This window comes from Roseivirga pacifica, from assembly GCF_900111145.1.
Lineage (GTDB): Bacteria > Bacteroidota > Bacteroidia > Cytophagales > Cyclobacteriaceae > Roseivirga > Roseivirga pacifica.
In genome coordinates this window covers 180,367-197,959 of record NZ_FOIR01000004.1, presented here as the reverse complement: position 1 = coordinate 197,959, position 17,593 = coordinate 180,367, and the positions used below count along the sequence as shown (strand labels likewise).

15 protein-coding genes are annotated in these 17,593 nt (G+C 41.9%); 9 read left to right on the top strand and 6 right to left on the bottom strand.

Going from position 1 to position 17,593, the window contains the following annotated elements; genetic code table 11:
- Positions 1-17 precede the first annotated feature (17 nt).
- Both BMW98_RS17945 and BMW98_RS17940 read right to left on the bottom strand, forming a co-directional pair.
- Positions 18-1,379: a cell envelope integrity TolA family protein gene (locus BMW98_RS17945; protein ID WP_090260469.1), complete on the bottom strand. Its 1,362-nt coding sequence runs from the start codon at positions 1,377-1,379 to the stop codon at positions 18-20.
- A gap of 88 nt (positions 1,380-1,467) precedes the next feature.
- Positions 1,468-1,881, bottom strand: a complete 414-nt coding sequence (locus tag BMW98_RS17940; protein WP_090260467.1) for a DUF3052 family protein — start codon at positions 1,879-1,881, stop codon at positions 1,468-1,470.
- 220 nt (positions 1,882-2,101) lie between these two features.
- Between BMW98_RS17940 and guaA the strand changes: the two genes are divergently transcribed.
- The 3 genes from guaA to hemL are packed head-to-tail and all read left to right on the top strand — an operon-like array spanning position 2,102 to position 6,745.
- The gene (guaA, locus tag BMW98_RS17935; protein ID WP_090260775.1) at positions 2,102-3,631 is read left to right on the top strand and encodes a glutamine-hydrolyzing GMP synthase; all 1,530 of its coding nucleotides are present in this window, start codon (positions 2,102-2,104) and stop codon (positions 3,629-3,631) included.
- Positions 3,631-5,451, top strand: coding sequence for an ABC transporter substrate-binding protein (locus BMW98_RS17930; protein WP_139177672.1), 1,821 nt, complete (start codon positions 3,631-3,633; stop codon positions 5,449-5,451). Before guaA ends, BMW98_RS17930 begins: the two co-directional genes overlap by 1 nt.
- A 1-nt stretch (position 5,452) precedes the next feature.
- A complete protein-coding gene (hemL, locus tag BMW98_RS17925; protein ID WP_090260463.1) occupies positions 5,453-6,745 on the top strand; it encodes a glutamate-1-semialdehyde 2,1-aminomutase in 1,293 nt (430 codons plus the stop codon).
- Here hemL and BMW98_RS17920 read toward each other — a convergent pair.
- From BMW98_RS17920 to BMW98_RS17905, 4 genes are all read right to left on the bottom strand, one after another.
- Positions 6,742-7,914, bottom strand: coding sequence for a DUF3667 domain-containing protein (locus BMW98_RS17920; RefSeq protein ID WP_090260462.1), 1,173 nt, complete (start codon positions 7,912-7,914; stop codon positions 6,742-6,744). The genes hemL and BMW98_RS17920 overlap by 4 nt on opposite strands.
- Before the next feature lie 119 nt (positions 7,915-8,033).
- The gene (locus BMW98_RS17915; protein WP_090260460.1) at positions 8,034-8,669 is read right to left on the bottom strand and encodes a hypothetical protein; all 636 of its coding nucleotides are present in this window, start codon (positions 8,667-8,669) and stop codon (positions 8,034-8,036) included.
- A 298-nt stretch (positions 8,670-8,967) separates the two neighbouring features.
- On the bottom strand, positions 8,968-10,128 hold the full coding sequence (locus BMW98_RS17910) for a DUF2911 domain-containing protein (RefSeq protein WP_090260458.1): 1,161 nt from the start codon (positions 10,126-10,128) through the stop codon (positions 8,968-8,970).
- Positions 10,129-10,200: 72 nt separating this feature from the next.
- Positions 10,201-10,740 carry a DUF4442 domain-containing protein gene (locus BMW98_RS17905; RefSeq protein WP_245733642.1) on the bottom strand — a complete coding sequence of 180 codons (540 nt, stop codon included), beginning with the start codon at positions 10,738-10,740 and terminating at the stop codon, positions 10,201-10,203.
- Between the two features lie 20 nt (positions 10,741-10,760).
- On the opposite strand from BMW98_RS17905, the gene BMW98_RS17900 reads away from it, so the two are divergent.
- The 6 genes from BMW98_RS17900 to BMW98_RS17875 all read left to right on the top strand — a co-directional run bounded on the left by BMW98_RS17900 (position 10,761) and on the right by BMW98_RS17875 (position 17,543).
- Positions 10,761-11,879, top strand: a complete 1,119-nt coding sequence (locus BMW98_RS17900) for an NAD(P)/FAD-dependent oxidoreductase (RefSeq protein WP_090260456.1) — start codon at positions 10,761-10,763, stop codon at positions 11,877-11,879.
- A gap of 37 nt (positions 11,880-11,916) precedes the next feature.
- On the top strand, positions 11,917-13,443 hold the full coding sequence (gene nhaC / locus BMW98_RS17895) for a Na+/H+ antiporter NhaC (RefSeq protein WP_090260454.1): 1,527 nt from the start codon (positions 11,917-11,919) through the stop codon (positions 13,441-13,443).
- 3 nt (positions 13,444-13,446) lie between these two features.
- Positions 13,447-14,031: a 3'-5' exonuclease gene (locus BMW98_RS17890; RefSeq protein ID WP_090260452.1), complete on the top strand. Its 585-nt coding sequence runs from the start codon at positions 13,447-13,449 to the stop codon at positions 14,029-14,031.
- A gap of 14 nt (positions 14,032-14,045) precedes the next feature.
- Positions 14,046-14,663 carry a hypothetical protein gene (locus tag BMW98_RS17885; protein ID WP_090260450.1) on the top strand — a complete coding sequence of 206 codons (618 nt, stop codon included), beginning with the start codon at positions 14,046-14,048 and terminating at the stop codon, positions 14,661-14,663.
- Positions 14,664-14,675: 12 nt separating this feature from the next.
- Positions 14,676-16,391 carry a M28 family peptidase gene (locus BMW98_RS17880; protein WP_139177670.1) on the top strand — a complete coding sequence of 572 codons (1,716 nt, stop codon included), beginning with the start codon at positions 14,676-14,678 and terminating at the stop codon, positions 16,389-16,391.
- 189 nt (positions 16,392-16,580) lie between these two features.
- Positions 16,581-17,543: a DUF4097 family beta strand repeat-containing protein gene (locus BMW98_RS17875; protein ID WP_090260447.1), complete on the top strand. Its 963-nt coding sequence runs from the start codon at positions 16,581-16,583 to the stop codon at positions 17,541-17,543.
- The last annotated feature ends 50 nt before the right edge of the window (positions 17,544-17,593 follow it).

The window sequence follows — 17,593 nt, the reverse complement described above, 5'->3', positions numbered from 1 at the left end:
TTTCCCCGCTTTTCTTTTTAGTAGCCCTTTCCGTTTGAAGTGAGCTGCTTTGTCATGGTTGCGCCAATCAACGCTTCTAGTGGAGTTCCGCCTCCATCTTCGCCACCAATGATCATTGTTGTAGGGAATTTGATTTTCGCAATTTCCTTTGCTACACCAATCGCAATCTCTTTTTCGAGTTCAGCTCTTTGCTGCGGAGTTAAGCCGGCTTGAACCAACTTAGAGTTCTGATAGGATTCTGCATCTGCTTTTACCTTTTGTGCAGAGGCTCTAAGTCTTTCAGTTTCCAGTGCTATGGCTGCCAATTTTTTATTGGTCTCCTCTTGCTTCAGTTTTGTTTCAATAGAGATCAGGGCTTTTACTTGCTCTTTCTCTTGCGTTACACGCTCCGCAGCTTTGTCACGCTCACCTTCGGCAATAATTCTGGCCTGGGCATCTTTCGCAGTTTTGATCTTTTGCTGCTCTAGCTGACGTTTTGCCGACTCGTCACGTTGAGCTTCCAATCGCTGCTTAAACACTTGCTCCAGAATTACATCGTCCACAATTACCTGCGCTACTATAATGTTGTTTTCGTTTATGTCGTGCGGAATTCGGATGAATTGACCGTTTTCATCTACACGCTTTTTTACTTCGTATCGTGTTTGTACCTCTTTGATTTCGCGGCTTTCTTGCTCAATGGCAGTAATTACCGTGTCGCGATACTCTGTTTTTTCAACACTATAGGCACCGTCTTTCAGTTGCTCTTCAATCGCTACGCGGAAGTCTGATGCTGATCCGGAAATATAATCCTGAGCGGCAAACATATATCCTGTGTTCGATACAACCTCGCGCACCGTAGGGATTAGCGTGTTGTTTGAGAGGTTCTGTAATGAACGGAACTCAATAGCCATTTCAATGAACGACTCTTTGTCTGCAGGCAGTTGAAAACGTGTAGACAGCTTTGTCGTAGCGGTAACTTGGTCGATGAACCGGATGGGAATGGGATCCATTTTCCCTTCAATGTCTCTGTCGTCTTCTTCGGCTCCGACAACTTTAACATCGATAAATTTTTGCCAGGGTGTGATTTTCGCAAACCCACGAAATTTAATTCCTTCCGTCATTATGGCGTCTTTTTTACCATTTGGGTATACCACAAAGTACTGGTAGCCCGGCTCTGCCCAAAAGAACAGATATGGTAGAGTAATGAGTAGGCCACCTGTAATAATTACCGCAATTGATACTCTGCGGGTAAACATAAGTAGCCAAGGGGGCGACTTACGCTTTACTACCTGAACTTGCCCGCCAACGGTTTCTTTTACAGTGTCCTCATCGTTCAATTGAGGACGTAGAATTAGGGTGATAAGCCCAATAATGATAATGATGATTCCTAAAATGGTCATAGTGTATAAAATTTAAGGGTTAAACATGGTTGTGCTGTTCAGCCACTTTGGCTGTCAGGGTTTTTCGAGAAAATGGATGGGGTTCGGATTAACGATCTATCTTGCGATAGACGAACTTTAATCCAGACCAGATGTCATCAATCGCACAAACTTTTGTGTCGACCAATCCGGTGGCTAGCCCTAATTCCCGAACTACTCCATCGTTCAGGTCAGTGGCCACTTTAGCGGCTTTTTTGGGCCACGAGACCCATAGCATGCCGTCTTTTTTAAGGCTAGTTTTTAAGGAGTGCATCTCATTCTTTAATTCGTTAGCGCTTTTGCTAAAAATGTGAATGAAATCTACCGTGTGTTCGACAGGTCTTTTTGCTTCTACCACCTGAACGTTTTCAGGTAAGGTGCCTAATAGCTCCCAGTAGTTGTGCGGTACGTTAACCGGCATCATTAAAAAGCTCGGCTTTATGCCGAGTTTCTTTACTAAGGGTGTATTTGAATAACCTGCCATTTTATCTAAAACTTATTAATATATACGAATATAATTCTGAATATGTTACGTATTCGGAATAATATTTTAAAATATTGTATATACGAAATATAATTTCGAATCATGAGATGATTGGTTCTTGCTGATTATGAGCATAATATGGCACACTAAGTATTTACATGTATGTCAGAATTCGTTTGCTTTTATTGGTTAATAGTGCTGGTGAATGTTATTTTTGCGCATGGCAGAACAGATCCTCATTCTAGATTTCGGATCGCAGTATACTCAGCTAATTGCAAGAAGAGTTCGTGAACTAAACGTTTACTGCGAAATCCACCCTTACAACAACATTCCTGAAATTACTGACGACATTAAAGGTGTAATCCTTTCTGGTAGCCCGTGCTCTGTAAGAGAAGCTGATGCACCGGATATCGATGTAGATCAATTCAGAAAGAAATTCCCTGTGCTAGGGGTGTGCTATGGAGCACAATTAATGGCGCAAAAATATGGAGGTAATGTATTGCCATCAGAAATTCGTGAATACGGTAGGGCTCGTTTGAGTCATGTAGATACGCATTTCGATCTTTTAAAGGAAATAAGCATGGATTCTCAGGTGTGGATGTCGCACGGAGATACCATTAAAGATTTACCAGCTGGGTTTGATGTAATTGCAAGCACGCCAAGCGTAAAAGTGGCCGCTTACAAAGTAGCCGATGAGCAAACCTATGGTATTCAGTTCCACCCGGAAGTAACGCACTCTGAAGAAGGAAAAACCTTGCTAAGAAACTTTGTGGTACATATTTGTGGCTGTGCGCAAGAGTGGACGCCAGATATTTTTGCAGAGTCTACAATTGCTAACCTTAAGCAACAATTGGGTAATGATAAAGTGGTGCTTGGCCTTTCTGGTGGAGTAGATTCATCTGTGGCTGCGGTACTTATCAATAAAGCTATTGGCGAAAACCTTCACTGTATTTTTGTAGATAATGGCTTGTTGCGCAAGAATGAGTTTGAATCTGTATTGGATTCTTACAAAGGCATGGGCTTGAATGTAAAGGGAGTTGATGCTAAAGATCAATTCTACAAAGCATTGGAAGGCTTGACCGATCCGGAAGATAAAAGAAAGGCAATTGGGCGAGTGTTTATCGAAGTATTCGACCAAGAGGCGCATAAAATTCAAGATGTAAAGTGGTTGGGTCAGGGAACAATTTACCCTGATGTAATTGAATCGGTGTCTGTTAAAGGGCCTTCTGCTACTATAAAATCTCACCACAACGTTGGTGGTTTGCCAGAGAAGATGAACCTGAAAGTTGTAGAGCCACTGAATACACTTTTTAAAGATGAAGTAAGAAATGTAGGTCGAAGCCTTGATATAGATCCGAATATTTTAGGTCGTCATCCTTTCCCAGGGCCAGGGCTTGGCATTCGAATTTTGGGAGATATTACACCAGAAAAAGTAGCCATTCTTCAAGAAGTGGATTACATTTTTATAAACGGATTAAAAGAGCGAGGTTTATACGATGACGTTTGGCAAGCCGGAGCCATGTTACTACCAGTTCAGTCGGTTGGTGTAATGGGCGATGAGCGTACTTACGAGCGCGTAGTGGCTTTAAGGGCTGTTACTAGTGTAGATGGTATGACTGCCGATTGGGTGAACCTACCGTACGATTTCTTGCAAGACGTTTCTAACGATATTATAAATAAAGTAAAAGGAGTTAACCGAGTGGTTTATGACATTAGCTCTAAACCACCAGCGACCATCGAATGGGAATAATGAAGCGATACTTTTTAGCATTATTACTAGTTTTTTCTTTCAGCGCTCAGCTTAGTGCACAAAACGTAAAGCAAATTTTCGAAGAAGGTAAAAGCCTTTTCGATCAGGAGCAATATGCTTTGGCACAAGGTAAGTTTGCGGCTATTTCGGCTCTTGACCAAGAGAACGATATGGTACGCTATGCGGCATATTACTATGCTATTTCGGCTTACCGAGCAGACGATGCTGAAACAGCCAAGAACATGTTTCTTCAAATCAAGGAACGCTACCCTTATTGGGAGCCAGATGAGATGAACTATTGGTTGGGCTTTTTGAATGCTAAAGAAGGAAACCCGCAAGAGTCTTTTGAATACTTAGCCTTAGTTAAGAATGATTCGCTGGCGCAATACAAAGAAGCGATCAAGAAGTCGGCATTAGCTGCCGAAACCGAGATTGATGTGCTTGAGCAAATGCTTGGCGAATTTCCTCAGGAAGGTGCAATTGCTTCGCGTATTGCAGAGCTTATTCTTGAAAAGCCAGTTGAGCAGCAAGACATCAACCGTTTAATGAGCTTGGAAGAATCCTACGAATTGAAAATCGACCTTGGGGTAGAAGGTATTGAGTCTTCACCAAAAAAATCGGTTTATAATGTGGGGCTGTTTTTGCCATTTTATTACAGATCAGATTCTGCTTCTTTGGTACGTGTTGAGCGCAATTGGACTTCTAGAATGTACTATGGAGCGCAATTGGCAGTGCAAAAACTTGAGGAAGAAGGTATAAAAGTTAACCTGATTCCTGTTGATACAAGAGATGCTAGAAAGTCGCTTGCGAAAATGATTAGTGAAGGCGAGTTGGATAGCCTGGATTTAATTATTGGTCCGGTTACTGAATCGAGTATTAATGAGGTGAACGCTTTTTCAAAAGAAAAGCAGATCAATATGATCAACCCACTTTCTTCTAACTCGGAAATCATGGCGGCTAATCCTTTTGCGTTTCTGTACTACCCGAGCAATGAGTCCATTGCTATTAAGGCAGCCAATTATGCTAAGGAGAACTTTAGGAAGAACAAGAATGCTGCAGTTTTCTACAGTGGTTTTTCCGATAAGCCTAGAGCAGATTTGTATCGAAAGCTGATTGAGGAAGACTCTTTCAATGTAACCATATTTGAAGGGGTACTACCGAATGAGTCAGTGAAAATTCAGCAGCTTTTGCTTGATGAAGAGGAAGTAGACAGGGATTCTATTGCTGTTGACTTAATGATGGCTGAAATGGATTCGTTGAGAGCGGCTGGCGAAGCTGACTGGGAGATTTATTCAGAAAGAGATTTTGTATATGATACATTAAGGATATTGCCAGATAGTTTGGGGCACATCTTTATAGCATCCGATTTTTCATCGCTTTCCACATCTGCTTTGAGTGGTATTGATGCAAGACCTGATACAATTGAGTTTCTTTCATCATCAAGGTTTCTAACGGCAGAGCAAACAGTGTCTTTCGCTCAGTTGGAGCGTGTGAATTCTGCTTTTACAGGAACGAACCATATTAACTATGGAAAGCCACAGGTGACCGAATTTAGACAGCGCTACCTGAACAAATACTATACTAACCCTGTTCGTGAAGAGCGACTTGGCGATGCGTACATCGGCTACGACATTGTGGTAAGCTTTGGTAGACTGCTGCATCGCTATGGAAAGTATTTCCAAGTTGGCCTAAAACGACAAGACAAAATACCAGGAGAGCTTACCGACTTTTTGGAGTACAAGCTTTCCAATGATAATCGCTACATTCCTTACATGAAAGTAAGGGGCGCGAAGGTTGAAATAATAGAAGAGAAGAAATAATATGCCTGAATCTAAAAGAAGCACTCAGCTTTTTGAAGAAGCACAAAACTATATTCCGGGTGGAGTTAATTCGCCTGTAAGAGCATTTAAAGCTGTTGGAGGTAATCCTTTATTCATTAAGAGGGCTCATGGAGCTTATATGATAGATGAGGATGACAACCAATATGTTGACCTGATAAACTCATGGGGGCCAATGATTCTTGGTCACGGTAATGAGCAAATTCAGGAGGCGGTAGCTAAGGCTATTAAAGACTCTCTTTCTTTTGGCGCTCCAACTGCCATGGAGGTGAAAATGGCCGAGTTAATCTGTGACATGGTGCCAAGCATCGACAAGGTGCGCATGGTGAATTCAGGAACTGAAGCTACCATGTCGGCTATTCGATTGGCGCGTGGATATACAGGTAAGTCTAAGATCATTAAGTTCGAAGGCTGCTATCACGGTCATGGCGACTCATTTTTGATTGCAGCGGGTAGTGGAGCCATTACTTTAGGTGAGCCTAACAGCCCTGGTGTAACCAAAGGCGTGGCGCAAGATACGATTACCGTTCCTTTTAATGACTTGAACAAAGTACACGAGGCAGTAGCCGCCAGCCGAGGCAATATTGCAGCAATAATAGTGGAGCCGGTTGCCGGAAACATGGGCTGTGTATTGCCAAAAGATGGTTTTCTAGAAGGTCTTCGTAGTATTTGCGATGCCGAAGGTATTGTCCTGATTTTTGATGAAGTGATGACGGGGTTCCGTTTGTCTAAAGCTGGTGCTCAAGGTGTTTTCAATGTGCAGGCGGATATTACCACACTGGGTAAAATTATAGGTGGTGGAATGCCTGTAGGTGCCTATGGTGGTAAGCGCGAAATCATGGATTTTGTATCGCCAGTGGGGCCTGTTTATCAGGCAGGAACGCTTTCTGGTAATCCGGTAGCAATGGCTGCGGGTTACGCCATGCTTTCACAAATCAACGAGAATGAAACGCTCTATAACGATTTGGCACTCATTACATCTAAGCTTGAAAATGGCTTTCAAGATATCTTGGATGAGTTGAGCCTACCTTATACAATCAATCGAATTGGTTCTATGATAAGTCTATTCTTTACCGATCAGAAAGTGGTTGATTTCGATACGGCTAAGTCTTCCAACCTAAGCTTGTTCGGTAAATACTTTAGAAATATGCTTGATAATGGTGTTTACCTGCCACCATCTCAGTTCGAGACCTACTTTGTTTCTACGGCCATTACTAAAGAGATAGCGGACGATATTATAGACGCCAGTCGCAAGTCTTTAAAAGCCCTGCTTTAGTAGTACCAGAAGCTTATGTAAACCTCGAACCCGAAAAAGGTTGAGAGTAGAAATAGGTAAACAAAGCCTACGATATTGAATTTTATCAGGGTTTTAAACCAACCTTGTTTATACACTTTTAAAAATGAGATGTAAGTGTATGTGCTGGCTAATACAAAGAAGAGGAACAATGGCCAAGCCCTGGCAGATTCAATGTCGGCATTCGGAAAATTCTCTTCGGTAATTACCTTAAATGCAATCAAAAGTATGATGCCATAAATAAGGTAGGCAAAGGAGTGAACATGCAGAGCGTGCACAATATGCTTTATGTAAAGATGGCTTCTTCTGACATAAACCATCTTAAGTACCCCTGCAAAAAGCGGAATCAGCAAGAACATCATAAGTGGTAAATTGCCAAGTACAAAGCCTTTAAAGCCTTGGTCATTTTCGAATATTTTCCTGACCTGTTGCTTGACATGGTCTCCACCGTCACCGCCAAAAAAGTTCATGTTCCAGCCACCGCTGCTATCACCATTGGCTAGCGAATCCATAAACTGATCATCCGTAACGCGATGATCTCTAGCAAGTCTGTGCAGCTTATCAAAATAGCGTTCGTTTTGAGAGATAGGAATGTCTATGCCTTCGAGAGAAACCTTGTTGTCTTCAATAAAGTCTTCGCCATAATTTACTTCTAGCGTATCTATTAGCGCAGCAAAATTGGTGATAGAAGGATATTTGTTTACCAAAGTGTCATTCAAAAGCGAAAACTTCACACTATCGCTAAGCATTTTAAGTTCATCGCTGTCTTTCAGGTCTTCGAAGGCTGCTGAACGGTATTCCATTCTATCATCTAGCGTGCTCAAATCAAAGTCTGAAAGTAAATAGCTAATGGTGAAGAAGTAGAAGAGACTCATTACAAGGTAGAGTCTTACTGGGTGAATAAAGTGCTTTACCTTTCCTTCTTGAAAGCGATTAGTGAGTGCACCAGGTTTAAATAGAAATGGCACGGCACTATGCGCCATTTTAGAGTCTATACCGAAGTAGTTATCGAGGAATTCTTTGATAAGCGTAGTGAAGCTTACGTTGTTGTCGCTGTTGCTTTGACCACAAACCGGGCAAAAGTTGAAACCTTCCTCCAGAGTTGAGTCACAGTTTTTGCAAGTGGTACTTCTTCTCTGTTTTTCCTTCATATGAGTTTAGACTAAACTCAAATATAGTTTATCATTTTATGTAGGTAAAGTGTAAATGAAAAAAGCCGGTGAATAAATCCGGCTTTTTGGTCTTGAGTGTTTAGGTGAAAGGGAATATTTTATACAAGCTCCAGTAGCATTTCATTCTGCTTAAGGCGCCTTGATCTTTGTTTTGTTTGTGCACTATGTAATGCTGTTCTTATTTCGGCTAGCAGCTTTTGGTCGCCAGTGGTGTAGCGAATACAAGGAGCCATGCCTTCTATAAATTCGATCTTATTATCGTGCTCATCGGTAATGAGCTCGAAGTATTTTGCTTCTGGAAGTCCGTATTTTTCGCGCACAATGTTTATTAATTCTCCAGAGAAATAGCCTGTATTATGCTTTAAGCTTAACTGGCCAAAAAAGAATTGGTCGTTAAAAAAGTGTAATTGAAGCACACATTTTACATTGGCAATTCTTAGGCGGTAGAATATAGTATTCTGACCTTCTAAAGCAGAGCCTTTCTTGACTTCAAAATTTGGCTTGCCCATCTTCTTTTTGCAAGCTTTTAAGCTTGTGCCAAAGGCAATGCCGTAAAAATTTATGTGCTTTTTACTAACGAAGACATCGTAGCTGTTACGAGTAATAATGTCGTTGATGGAAGCTTTGGCAATAAGGGCATTCTTATTTCTGTAAAAATCTACCCGATCTTCTCTATAATACTTTCTTTTTCTTAGGCCTCCGAGCCCATTAAAAAGTGTTCTGAATAGCATCATAACTTGCCAGACAATTGGTTTAGGTTGAGTGTACTCTTGTATAAGGTTACCCCAAGATAGGAAAGAAAGGAATGAAAAAATAGCCTCCGTTTTGGCTTGTAATCAGTTGGTTATGTGTTTTTAAACGAATTTATGGTGGTGTCGCCTTTTCTTTATGTGGTGAACGACAAAAAAATGTATGTGTTGATTTTAGTGAAAAAAATGCATCAATTTTAAATACCTAATTATCGTTAAATTAAAACTAAAAAAATGAATGGTCGCTGCCTTGTGGAAAGGCAACGGCCATTGTTAAAGTGACTTAAAAGGTAAAGTCAACATAGTAAATGGTGGTGTCCCATATGAGCTGAAGCTGTCCGCCCTTTTCTGTTTCAACAATCTCTATAGTAAACGATTCGGTTACATCATCTTGGCTTTTTCTACTCATGGGAACGCGCATAAGGTCTCTACTTTCATCATACGATTGACCGTTTTGTCCTGTCTGCTTATTAATTATCAGTGTACCGCCATCCTCTTCTGGTATGGTGAATAGCGTGTATTCACCCGCAGGCACGGTACTGCCATTAATCTGTATGGGCTTGCTTGTGCTAAAATGAGTTGCTCGGTTGGCACCAGTTCTCCATCTATTGCCATAGCTAACTATGCCGCCATAAATGTCTCTTCCGCGCTTTAATGGGGAGCCATAAGTCACTTTGAAATCGCTTCCTTTAAAACTGAATTCACCTTCTTGTGCAGGCGATAGGGTTCCGAATGGCGAGTTTTCTTTGTCATGCACTACATAGTGAGCAACCAACTCATCAAAGTTGAGCGTGTTGGTTCTTTCCACAATAAGCTTTCTGGTAGTGTTTTTAGCATCTAGCCAAGTAAGTTGCCCCTTGTCGTTGGTTTTTACCAGCATAACTCCACGCGAAGGGTGGCGTAGGGTAAAGTCATTTCCTGCTGTATTGTGAATTATAAAGTCGCTAGCCCTTCTGCCCGATATTAAATATTGATGCGTAGAGTCCGACTTACTGACATGCGCACGCTGAAGCGCAATATCAAAAGGCCAGTGCACCATGTCGATAAAGGGCAATAACTTTTGGTCGTTGGCAAGGTTGTAGGTTATTTCGTTGCCACGAAAGGTAGCCGTAATGGCTAGGCTATCTCCATTTTCTGCTATTTCTTGTGTGATTGTACCTGTGCCTTTTCCGAACCCGCCTAGGTCTGTCACATCTTCAGCACGCATGCTAATTAGCTGGTTGTTCTCGTTCCAAGCGAGTTGGTAACTGGTAAGCGATATACTGGGACTCCTTAATAGTACATCGGCCGAAATGCTGTTATTGCCATAATTAATGCGCTCAATGGCCAGCGTGTCGTTGCCCAGCTTAGTTACAAAGTAGGTAGTGGAACTTTCTTTTTCTATGCCCGAACTACATGCTGATATAGCGAATGCAGTAAGCATTAGTAGTACTAGTTTTTTCATTTCTCTGGTTGTTTAGTATTGGGAATATAAAACTTCTACTAACTACCAAAGAATGAATTTTTACTAGTGGATTCAGGCCTTGGTTTTTACTTTATCCCATGCCTTTATTTGCCAATGAATTTTACCTGTGGTTAGATGGTTGCCTTCGCTGTCATGTGTTTTTACTTCGCAGATTACCGTTGTTTTTTCGCTGGTAGCAAGCGGGTTGATCACATTTTCGAGCAGCCATTCATCTGTTAGCGCAAAGTTTACCTCGCTGTGCATCTTTGCTTGGTAATGGTACTCCATCTCCATTTTCTGCATAATAATGCGGTACTTTTTCGGGTCGAGTTTATTGAGCAGCACCAAGCCAGTGGAGTATTCCGAAGCTGTAGCCAAGGCACAGGCATGTATTCCTTTTATATGGTTAAAGTTTGTTCTTTTATATGGTATGTAGATTTTTACCGACCCATCGCCAATTTCAGTTATTCTGAAACCATGAGGTTTATTGAAAGGAATCATTCTCGCCAATCCAAAATTCAATAAGGATAGATGTTTTTTGGAAGTTCTGGCTTTCACCATTAGTGTTGCAGGGTCGAACATATGCGCTAGATTTTCTTTTAATTTATACATTCTATTTCAAACAAACACCTATGCTTAGTTTTTGGGAAAAAGATCACTTTTTAAACTACGATCACATCATTATTGGTGGCGGAATTGTTGGGCTTTCTACAGCGGTTTCATTAATGGAAAAGGCACCTAACAAGCGGGTGTTGGTTTTAGAAAGAGGGGTTTTTCCTACAGGAGCCAGTACAAAAAACGCAGGCTTTGCTTGTTTTGGCAGTCTTACCGAGATAATGGTAGACCTGCAAAAAATGAGTCCTGAAGAGGTAGTCAACCTGGTGAGTACACGATGGAATGGGCTTCAGCTGTTGAGAAAAAGACTGGGCGATACAGCAATAGATTATAGGTCGTATGGGGGATATGAACTATTGTCAAAGAATCAGTTAAATGCACTTGATAAGTTGGATGAAGTAAATGATTTGCTCAAGCCACTTTTCGACCAAGAAGTTTACCGCCAAACAAACGAAAAGATTGAGGACTTTGGCTTTAATCAAGCGCATGTGTCTGCGGTTATTTTTAATCCGTTAGAAGCACAGATTCATACGGGGAAAATGATGAAGCGCCTGCAACAGCTAGCCACATCATTGGGAGTTGAGGTAATTTCTGGAATTGAAGTAGAAGCTTTTGAAGAGCAAGCAAACGGTGTTACTGTCAAGGCCGGAGGGCTTAGCTTTCGTGCAGAGAATATAGCGCTTTGTACAAATGCATTTACAAAAAATCTCTTGCCTGAAACTGCATTGGCTCCGGGCAGAGGAACGGTACTAGTGACCAAGCCAGTAGCTGGATTAAAATTCAAGGGTACTTTCCATTACGAGGAAGGCTATTATTACTTCAGAAATTATGAGAATAGAATAATTTTTGGAGGTGGCCGAAATTTGGCTGAAGCCGAAGAAGAAACCACTGCATTTGAAATTAATGAGAAGATATTGAATAAGCTGAAGCACGACTTAAACGAAGTGATTTGTCCGAATCAATCAGTTGAAATTGAGCATGTTTGGAGCGGTATAATGGCCTTTGGTCCGAATAAGCAACCCATGCTTAAGCAGCATACGGACCGTGTTTTTATGGGAGTGCGATTAGGCGGAATGGGCGTGGCCATTGGTAGTCAGTTAGGCTTTGACTTGGCCGATCGTATGCTCCAATTTTGAAATAATTGCTATCTTCAACGCTTAGCTTTTATCGCTTATGAGTTACACGTACAAGAAGCCCACTTTATTCCAGGCTTTTATCCCGATTATTTTTTTAGTAGTTGCCCTTTTTATCAACGTTCGAATCTTTGGAGATGCTTCGCTTGATGGTTCTAACCAAATAATTCTAATTCTTTCCGCAGCTGTAGCCGCATTGGTTGCTTTGCGGTTGAAAATGCCTTGGGAAGCCATGCAAGATGGCGTGGTAAAAAGCATTAGCTCTGCCATGGCTTCTATACTCATATTGCTGCTTATTGGCTCTTTGGCTGGTACTTGGCTGCTTTCTGGCATTGTGCCTGCCATGATTTATTATGGCTTACAGATTTTAAACCCGACCATATTTCTTTTTGCTGCGTGTATTGTTTGTTCCATCGTATCGGTGGCAACTGGTAGCTCGTGGACAACCGCTGCCACAGTTGGTATTGCCCTAATTGGAATTGGCAAAGCTTTGGGCTTGCACGAGGGGATGGTTGCTGGTGCAGTGCTTTCAGGAGCGTACTTTGGCGATAAAATGTCGCCACTTTCCGATACTACCAACTTAGCCCCAGCAATGGCGGGCACCGATCTTTTTTCGCATATAAGGTATATGGCATTGACTACTGTTCCGTCTATTACTGTGGCTCTAGTGATTTATCTTATTTTGGGTTTCACTTCAGGAGGTGGTTCTGATGACAGTCAAACGCAAGAAATTTTGAGTGCTCTTGGTGAGAGCTTTAATATCAATGGGTGGCTTTTTCTGGCTCCCGCGATTGTTGTCTTTCTAATTCTAAAGAAAGTTCCGGCAATACCAGTGATTTTAATAGGAGCTTTATTGGGAGTCGTATTCGCATTTATTTTTCAGGCAGATAAAATAACACCGATTGGAGAGAATGTTCACGTAGGAATTCATTGGAAGCTAACGGAAAATGAGTATGAAATCCAGAAGGCCAATACCTCTGACTTAGAGTTTCAATTCATTGGGGTTATGCAAGCAATGTTCGGTGATATTACATTTTTGACGGGTGTGGAGCAGTTTGATCAAGAGGGGGATGAGCTTTTAAGTAGTGGTGGAATGCATGGCATGCTCGGCACGGTGTGGCTTATTCTTTCTGCAATGATTTTTGGAGGAATAATGGAGGCCAGTGGTTTGCTTAAGCGAATTGCTGAGGCTGTTATTTCAGGAATTAACTCTATTGGTTCTTTGGTAGCATCTACGGTTGGTACTTGTGTTTTCTTCAATATTACGGCTTCAGACCAATATTTGGCCATTGTGGTGCCGGGTAGAATGTATGCCGATATTTATAAAGAGAAAGGTTTAGCACCAGAAAACTTGAGTAGAACGCTGGAAGACTCCGGCACGGTAACCTCGGTGTTGGTGCCTTGGAACACCTGCGGTGCCTATCATTCCAATGTGTTGGGAGTGAGTACATTTGCGTACGCACCGTTTGCTATTTTCAATTACATAAGCCCATTAATGTCTATCATTTTCGCCTATTTCAAAATCAAGATTAAAATGAGAGAAGAGGCTAAAACCGAAATGGACTAACCTATGATGTTTCCCCTGTCCATTACCAAAGAAGAAGTAATGCAGCGAGAGCTTGGCCACTACAAAGGAAAAATTGTAGTGGCAGCCGATGAACGATCGATCGAACAAGCCATGGCCGAGATTAACCAGTCCGAAATAGTTGGTTTTGATACCGAAGCCAAGCCTACATTTCAGAAAGGGCAAGTGCGGAATGTATCACTAATTCAAGTGGCTACGGAAGACAAAGTGTTCTTAATTAGAATTCTTCAGACAGGGATTACCGATTCGCTCCATGAGTTTTTTCAGAACGAAAAAATTACCAAGGTGGGCATAGGTTTAACGGATGATTTTAACCTACTGAATAACTTAAGAAAGTTCAGGCCAACTGGCTTTTTAGATCTAAACAATAAGTTTGAAGAACTAGGGGCAGGAAGCATTGGCGCCAGAAACTTGGCGGCAATGGTGTTGGATATTCGTATATCTAAGTCAGCACAAACCTCTAACTGGGAGGCACAAACCCTAACGGAAAAGCAACTGCGCTATGCAGCTACCGATGCATGGATTTGTCTAGAAATTTATAAGAAAATTGCTTTTTGGGGTTATCTTTAAGGTAAACGACTACCATGAAGAAAGTTCTCCTAACACTTACCCTAATCTTAGTCGCTAACCAATTATGGGCACAGCGCGACATCGAAATCACAGCTTTTAGCGGATATACCTTTAAAAATACCTTCGATATTTATGGCGGGCGAGCCAGAATTGATGACGGGCACACTTATGGCGGAATGCTTGCTGTTGAGGTAACCGATGGTTTGGATGTAGAGTTTATGTATAGCAGACAAAATACTGTGGTTACCGCGTATTCTGCATTTATGTCCAATGATGTGAATGAAGACGCAAATGTGGTTTACTACATGATTGGCGGAACTAAGACCTTCGAAACAATGAATTCAAGCCTTAACTTTTTTACAGGCATGAAGCTGGGTGGTGTTACGATTGCCTCTCAAGAAGATGACTTTGATTCTGTCACAAAATTTGCAGCAGGCCTTAATGGAGGTGTAAAGTATTTTATAACGGATAAACTGGGCATAAAACTGGCAATGCTTATTAACTTCCCCATTGTTGATGTTGGGGCCGGGCTTTGGTTTGGAACAGGCGGTGGAGGAGTTGGTGTAAGCACTTGGTCGCCAATTGTACAGTTTAATATGCAAGGAGGTTTGTTCTTCCGCATCAGTAATTAAATAATCAAAAACGTGAAATATATTTTTAGAATGGGAGCTGCTTTGCTCCTTTTTTTGTCTTGTTCGGCTAATGCCTTTCAGTTTAAACCTTTTGCACAACCTTATTACGATATGGTTGACGCAACATTCAATCAGAATGAAGCTTTTGAAACCGTAGCTTTTGTTGAAAAGTACTTCAGGGTGGTGGGGAATGAAGGCTTTAATAAGAGCATTTACTACGCTGCGGATAAGCTGAAAGCAGCAGGCTTTGTTTTGGAAGAAGAAGCAAAACCCAGCGATAGACTGACCTACCGAATTGAGAAGCGAACGCTGGATAAACCTACTTGGGAGCCTGTAAGTGGAAGCCTAAAGTTGGGGTCGGATGAGGAACTACTTAACCTAGAAACCAACCGAAACATGATTGCCATAAACTCTTTTAGCACAAAAGGAGAGCAGTCGTTTGAGTTTGTGAATGTGTATGAAGGCAAGGATATTGACAACTATGATGTGGAAGGTAAAGTAGTTGTTGGAAATGCCTCTGCCAGGTATCTGTTTAGCGAATGTGTGCAAAAAAGAGGTGCTGTTGGCGTAATAAGTTATCGCATGCCCGACTACAATCAACCTGTGAAACACCAAAATTCCATCTCCTTCTCTGGCATTCCGCTCGATGAGGAGAAGGAGTCTTTTGCCATCTTGCTTTCATACGATGCCTACAATAAGTTACTGATGGCAGAGTTTGAAGAAAAGTTCGAGTTAAAGATCGACTTGGCAACCAAGGTTTATAAGTCGGAAGAGCTGACTTTGGTGGCTGAATTAAAAGGGAGTAAAGCTCCTGAAGAGCGCTTTGTTTTTAGCGCCCATGTGCAAGAACCTGGTGCCAATGATAATGCCTCTGGTGTGGGGGCACTTACTGAAATCGCTGCTTCATCGGCCCGCTTGTTACGGTCAGGCCAGATTGATCCCGAAAGAACTATAACCTACCTGTTTGGCGATGAAATAGTATCGACCAACCGCTATGTGCAAGAGGATCCGGAAAGGGCAAAGGGCATTAAATGGGGCATGAGTTTAGATATGGTAGGCGAAGACACTGAAAAAACTGGAGGTACTTTCCTAATTGAGAAAATGCCTGACCCAGGGGCTATTTGGGTACGTGGTGTAGAAAAGCATTCCGAATGGGGCGGGCGACCGCTGACCAAGGAACAGTTAAAACCGCATTATTTTAATGATTTGGTGATTAGCCAGTTTAAAGCCATTGGTAGTGCTCGCAATTGGGAAGTGAACTTCAATCCTTTTGAAGGAGGAAGCGACCATGTACCGTTTTTGAGAGGTAATATTCCCGGCTTATTGCTTTGGCACTTTACGGATGTATTTTACCATACCGATAGAGATAGAATTGATAAAGTGTCTCCTCAAACCCTAGATAATGTAGGAACAGGCGCGCTGATGATTGCTCTAATGTTGACAGAGAACAAAGAGCAGCTTGCTGATTTTGTGTTGTTGGAGGCTTCTACTGCCGCAGCCATAAGAATGACCAACGAGCTACAACTAAGTAAAAGCGCAATTAGTGACGGGGAGGATAAAGAAGTGCAGCGTGATATAGTCGCCACTTGGGCTGACTACTACATGAATGTATTTGAAACTACGCTGGATATTGATCCTAAAAACAAGACTGCATTTCAAAAGAACTTACAAGAAACCAAGGACGCGATGATTACGCTTAAGAATATGTCGCTTGGTCAACTGAATTGATTGAGGTATTCAAGGTCTCACTCAAAGTGAGGCCCTGAATTACTGCTTACTTCCCCTTTGTCACCTCAAGCATCTGGTTGCAAACAACAGTCAGGTGCTTTGTACCACTTCGCATCCAATTGAGAAATTTTATTGAGTCTGTGCATCCTTGCGTTTTTCTGCCTGTCTCTAGAGAAAAACAAACTGACAATGCATAAACTCAAACTATCATTAACTGCAATTGCCCTATGCATTTTTGCTTTCAGCAGCACAGCGCAAGAACGAATTGAAAAGTCTTTTTCGGGAATCGAGAATATTCGATTAGTAACATCTTCCGGTAATGGAACGATTAAAAAAAGTAGTAACAACGAGGTAAAAGTAACTTTAGAGTTTACCTACGATGAGGAAGATTACAAGCCATCTTTCGAGCAGAGAGGAGAAACGCTTTACATAGAAGAAGAATTTAGAAGAAGCCGCTGGACGCGCGGTTACTCAGAGTGGACGCTTGAAGTGCCAGATGGCCTTGAGTTAGACTTTAAAACCGGTTCTGGTAACATAGAAGTTGATGGGGTGGTTATTGAACTCCAAGTCAATTCAGGTTCTGGCAATATTCAGGTAGATAGGGTGTCGGGAGATACCAGGGCCAATACTGGTTCGGGTAACATTTCATTCAGAGATGTTGATGGAATGCTGGATGCCAACACGGGCTCAGGTTCCATCAGACTTGAGGGTGTAAAGGGCGATGCTGATTTGAATACCGGTAGCGGAAACATTCGTGCTAATGGAGTAGAGGGTGCATTGGATTTAAACACAGGCTCTGGAAATATAGATATCAGAGAGGCTACCATTACCGGAGCTTCTAGCTTCAATACAGGTTCGGGCAATACCAGTGTCGTATTGTCGGCTGCTTTAAATAGCGATGTTTCACTTAATACTGGTTCAGGTAATGCCACTTTAGATTTTAATGGTCAGAAAATCGAAGGTGAATTCATCATGAGAGCGAATGACAAGTCAGACATTCGCGCTCCGTTCCGTTTCGACAAAGAGTATGAAGGCTCTGGTGATAGATGGGGAGGCAGAAACCGAGGCTATACCAAAGAGGCCAAGATCGGCTCGAAAAATATCACTATTAGAATTAGCACAGGTTCGGGTAACGCTGTGGTAAGAGAATAATTTAAGACTTGGGTGTAACGATTTTGTTGCACCCAAGTCTTTTAATACAA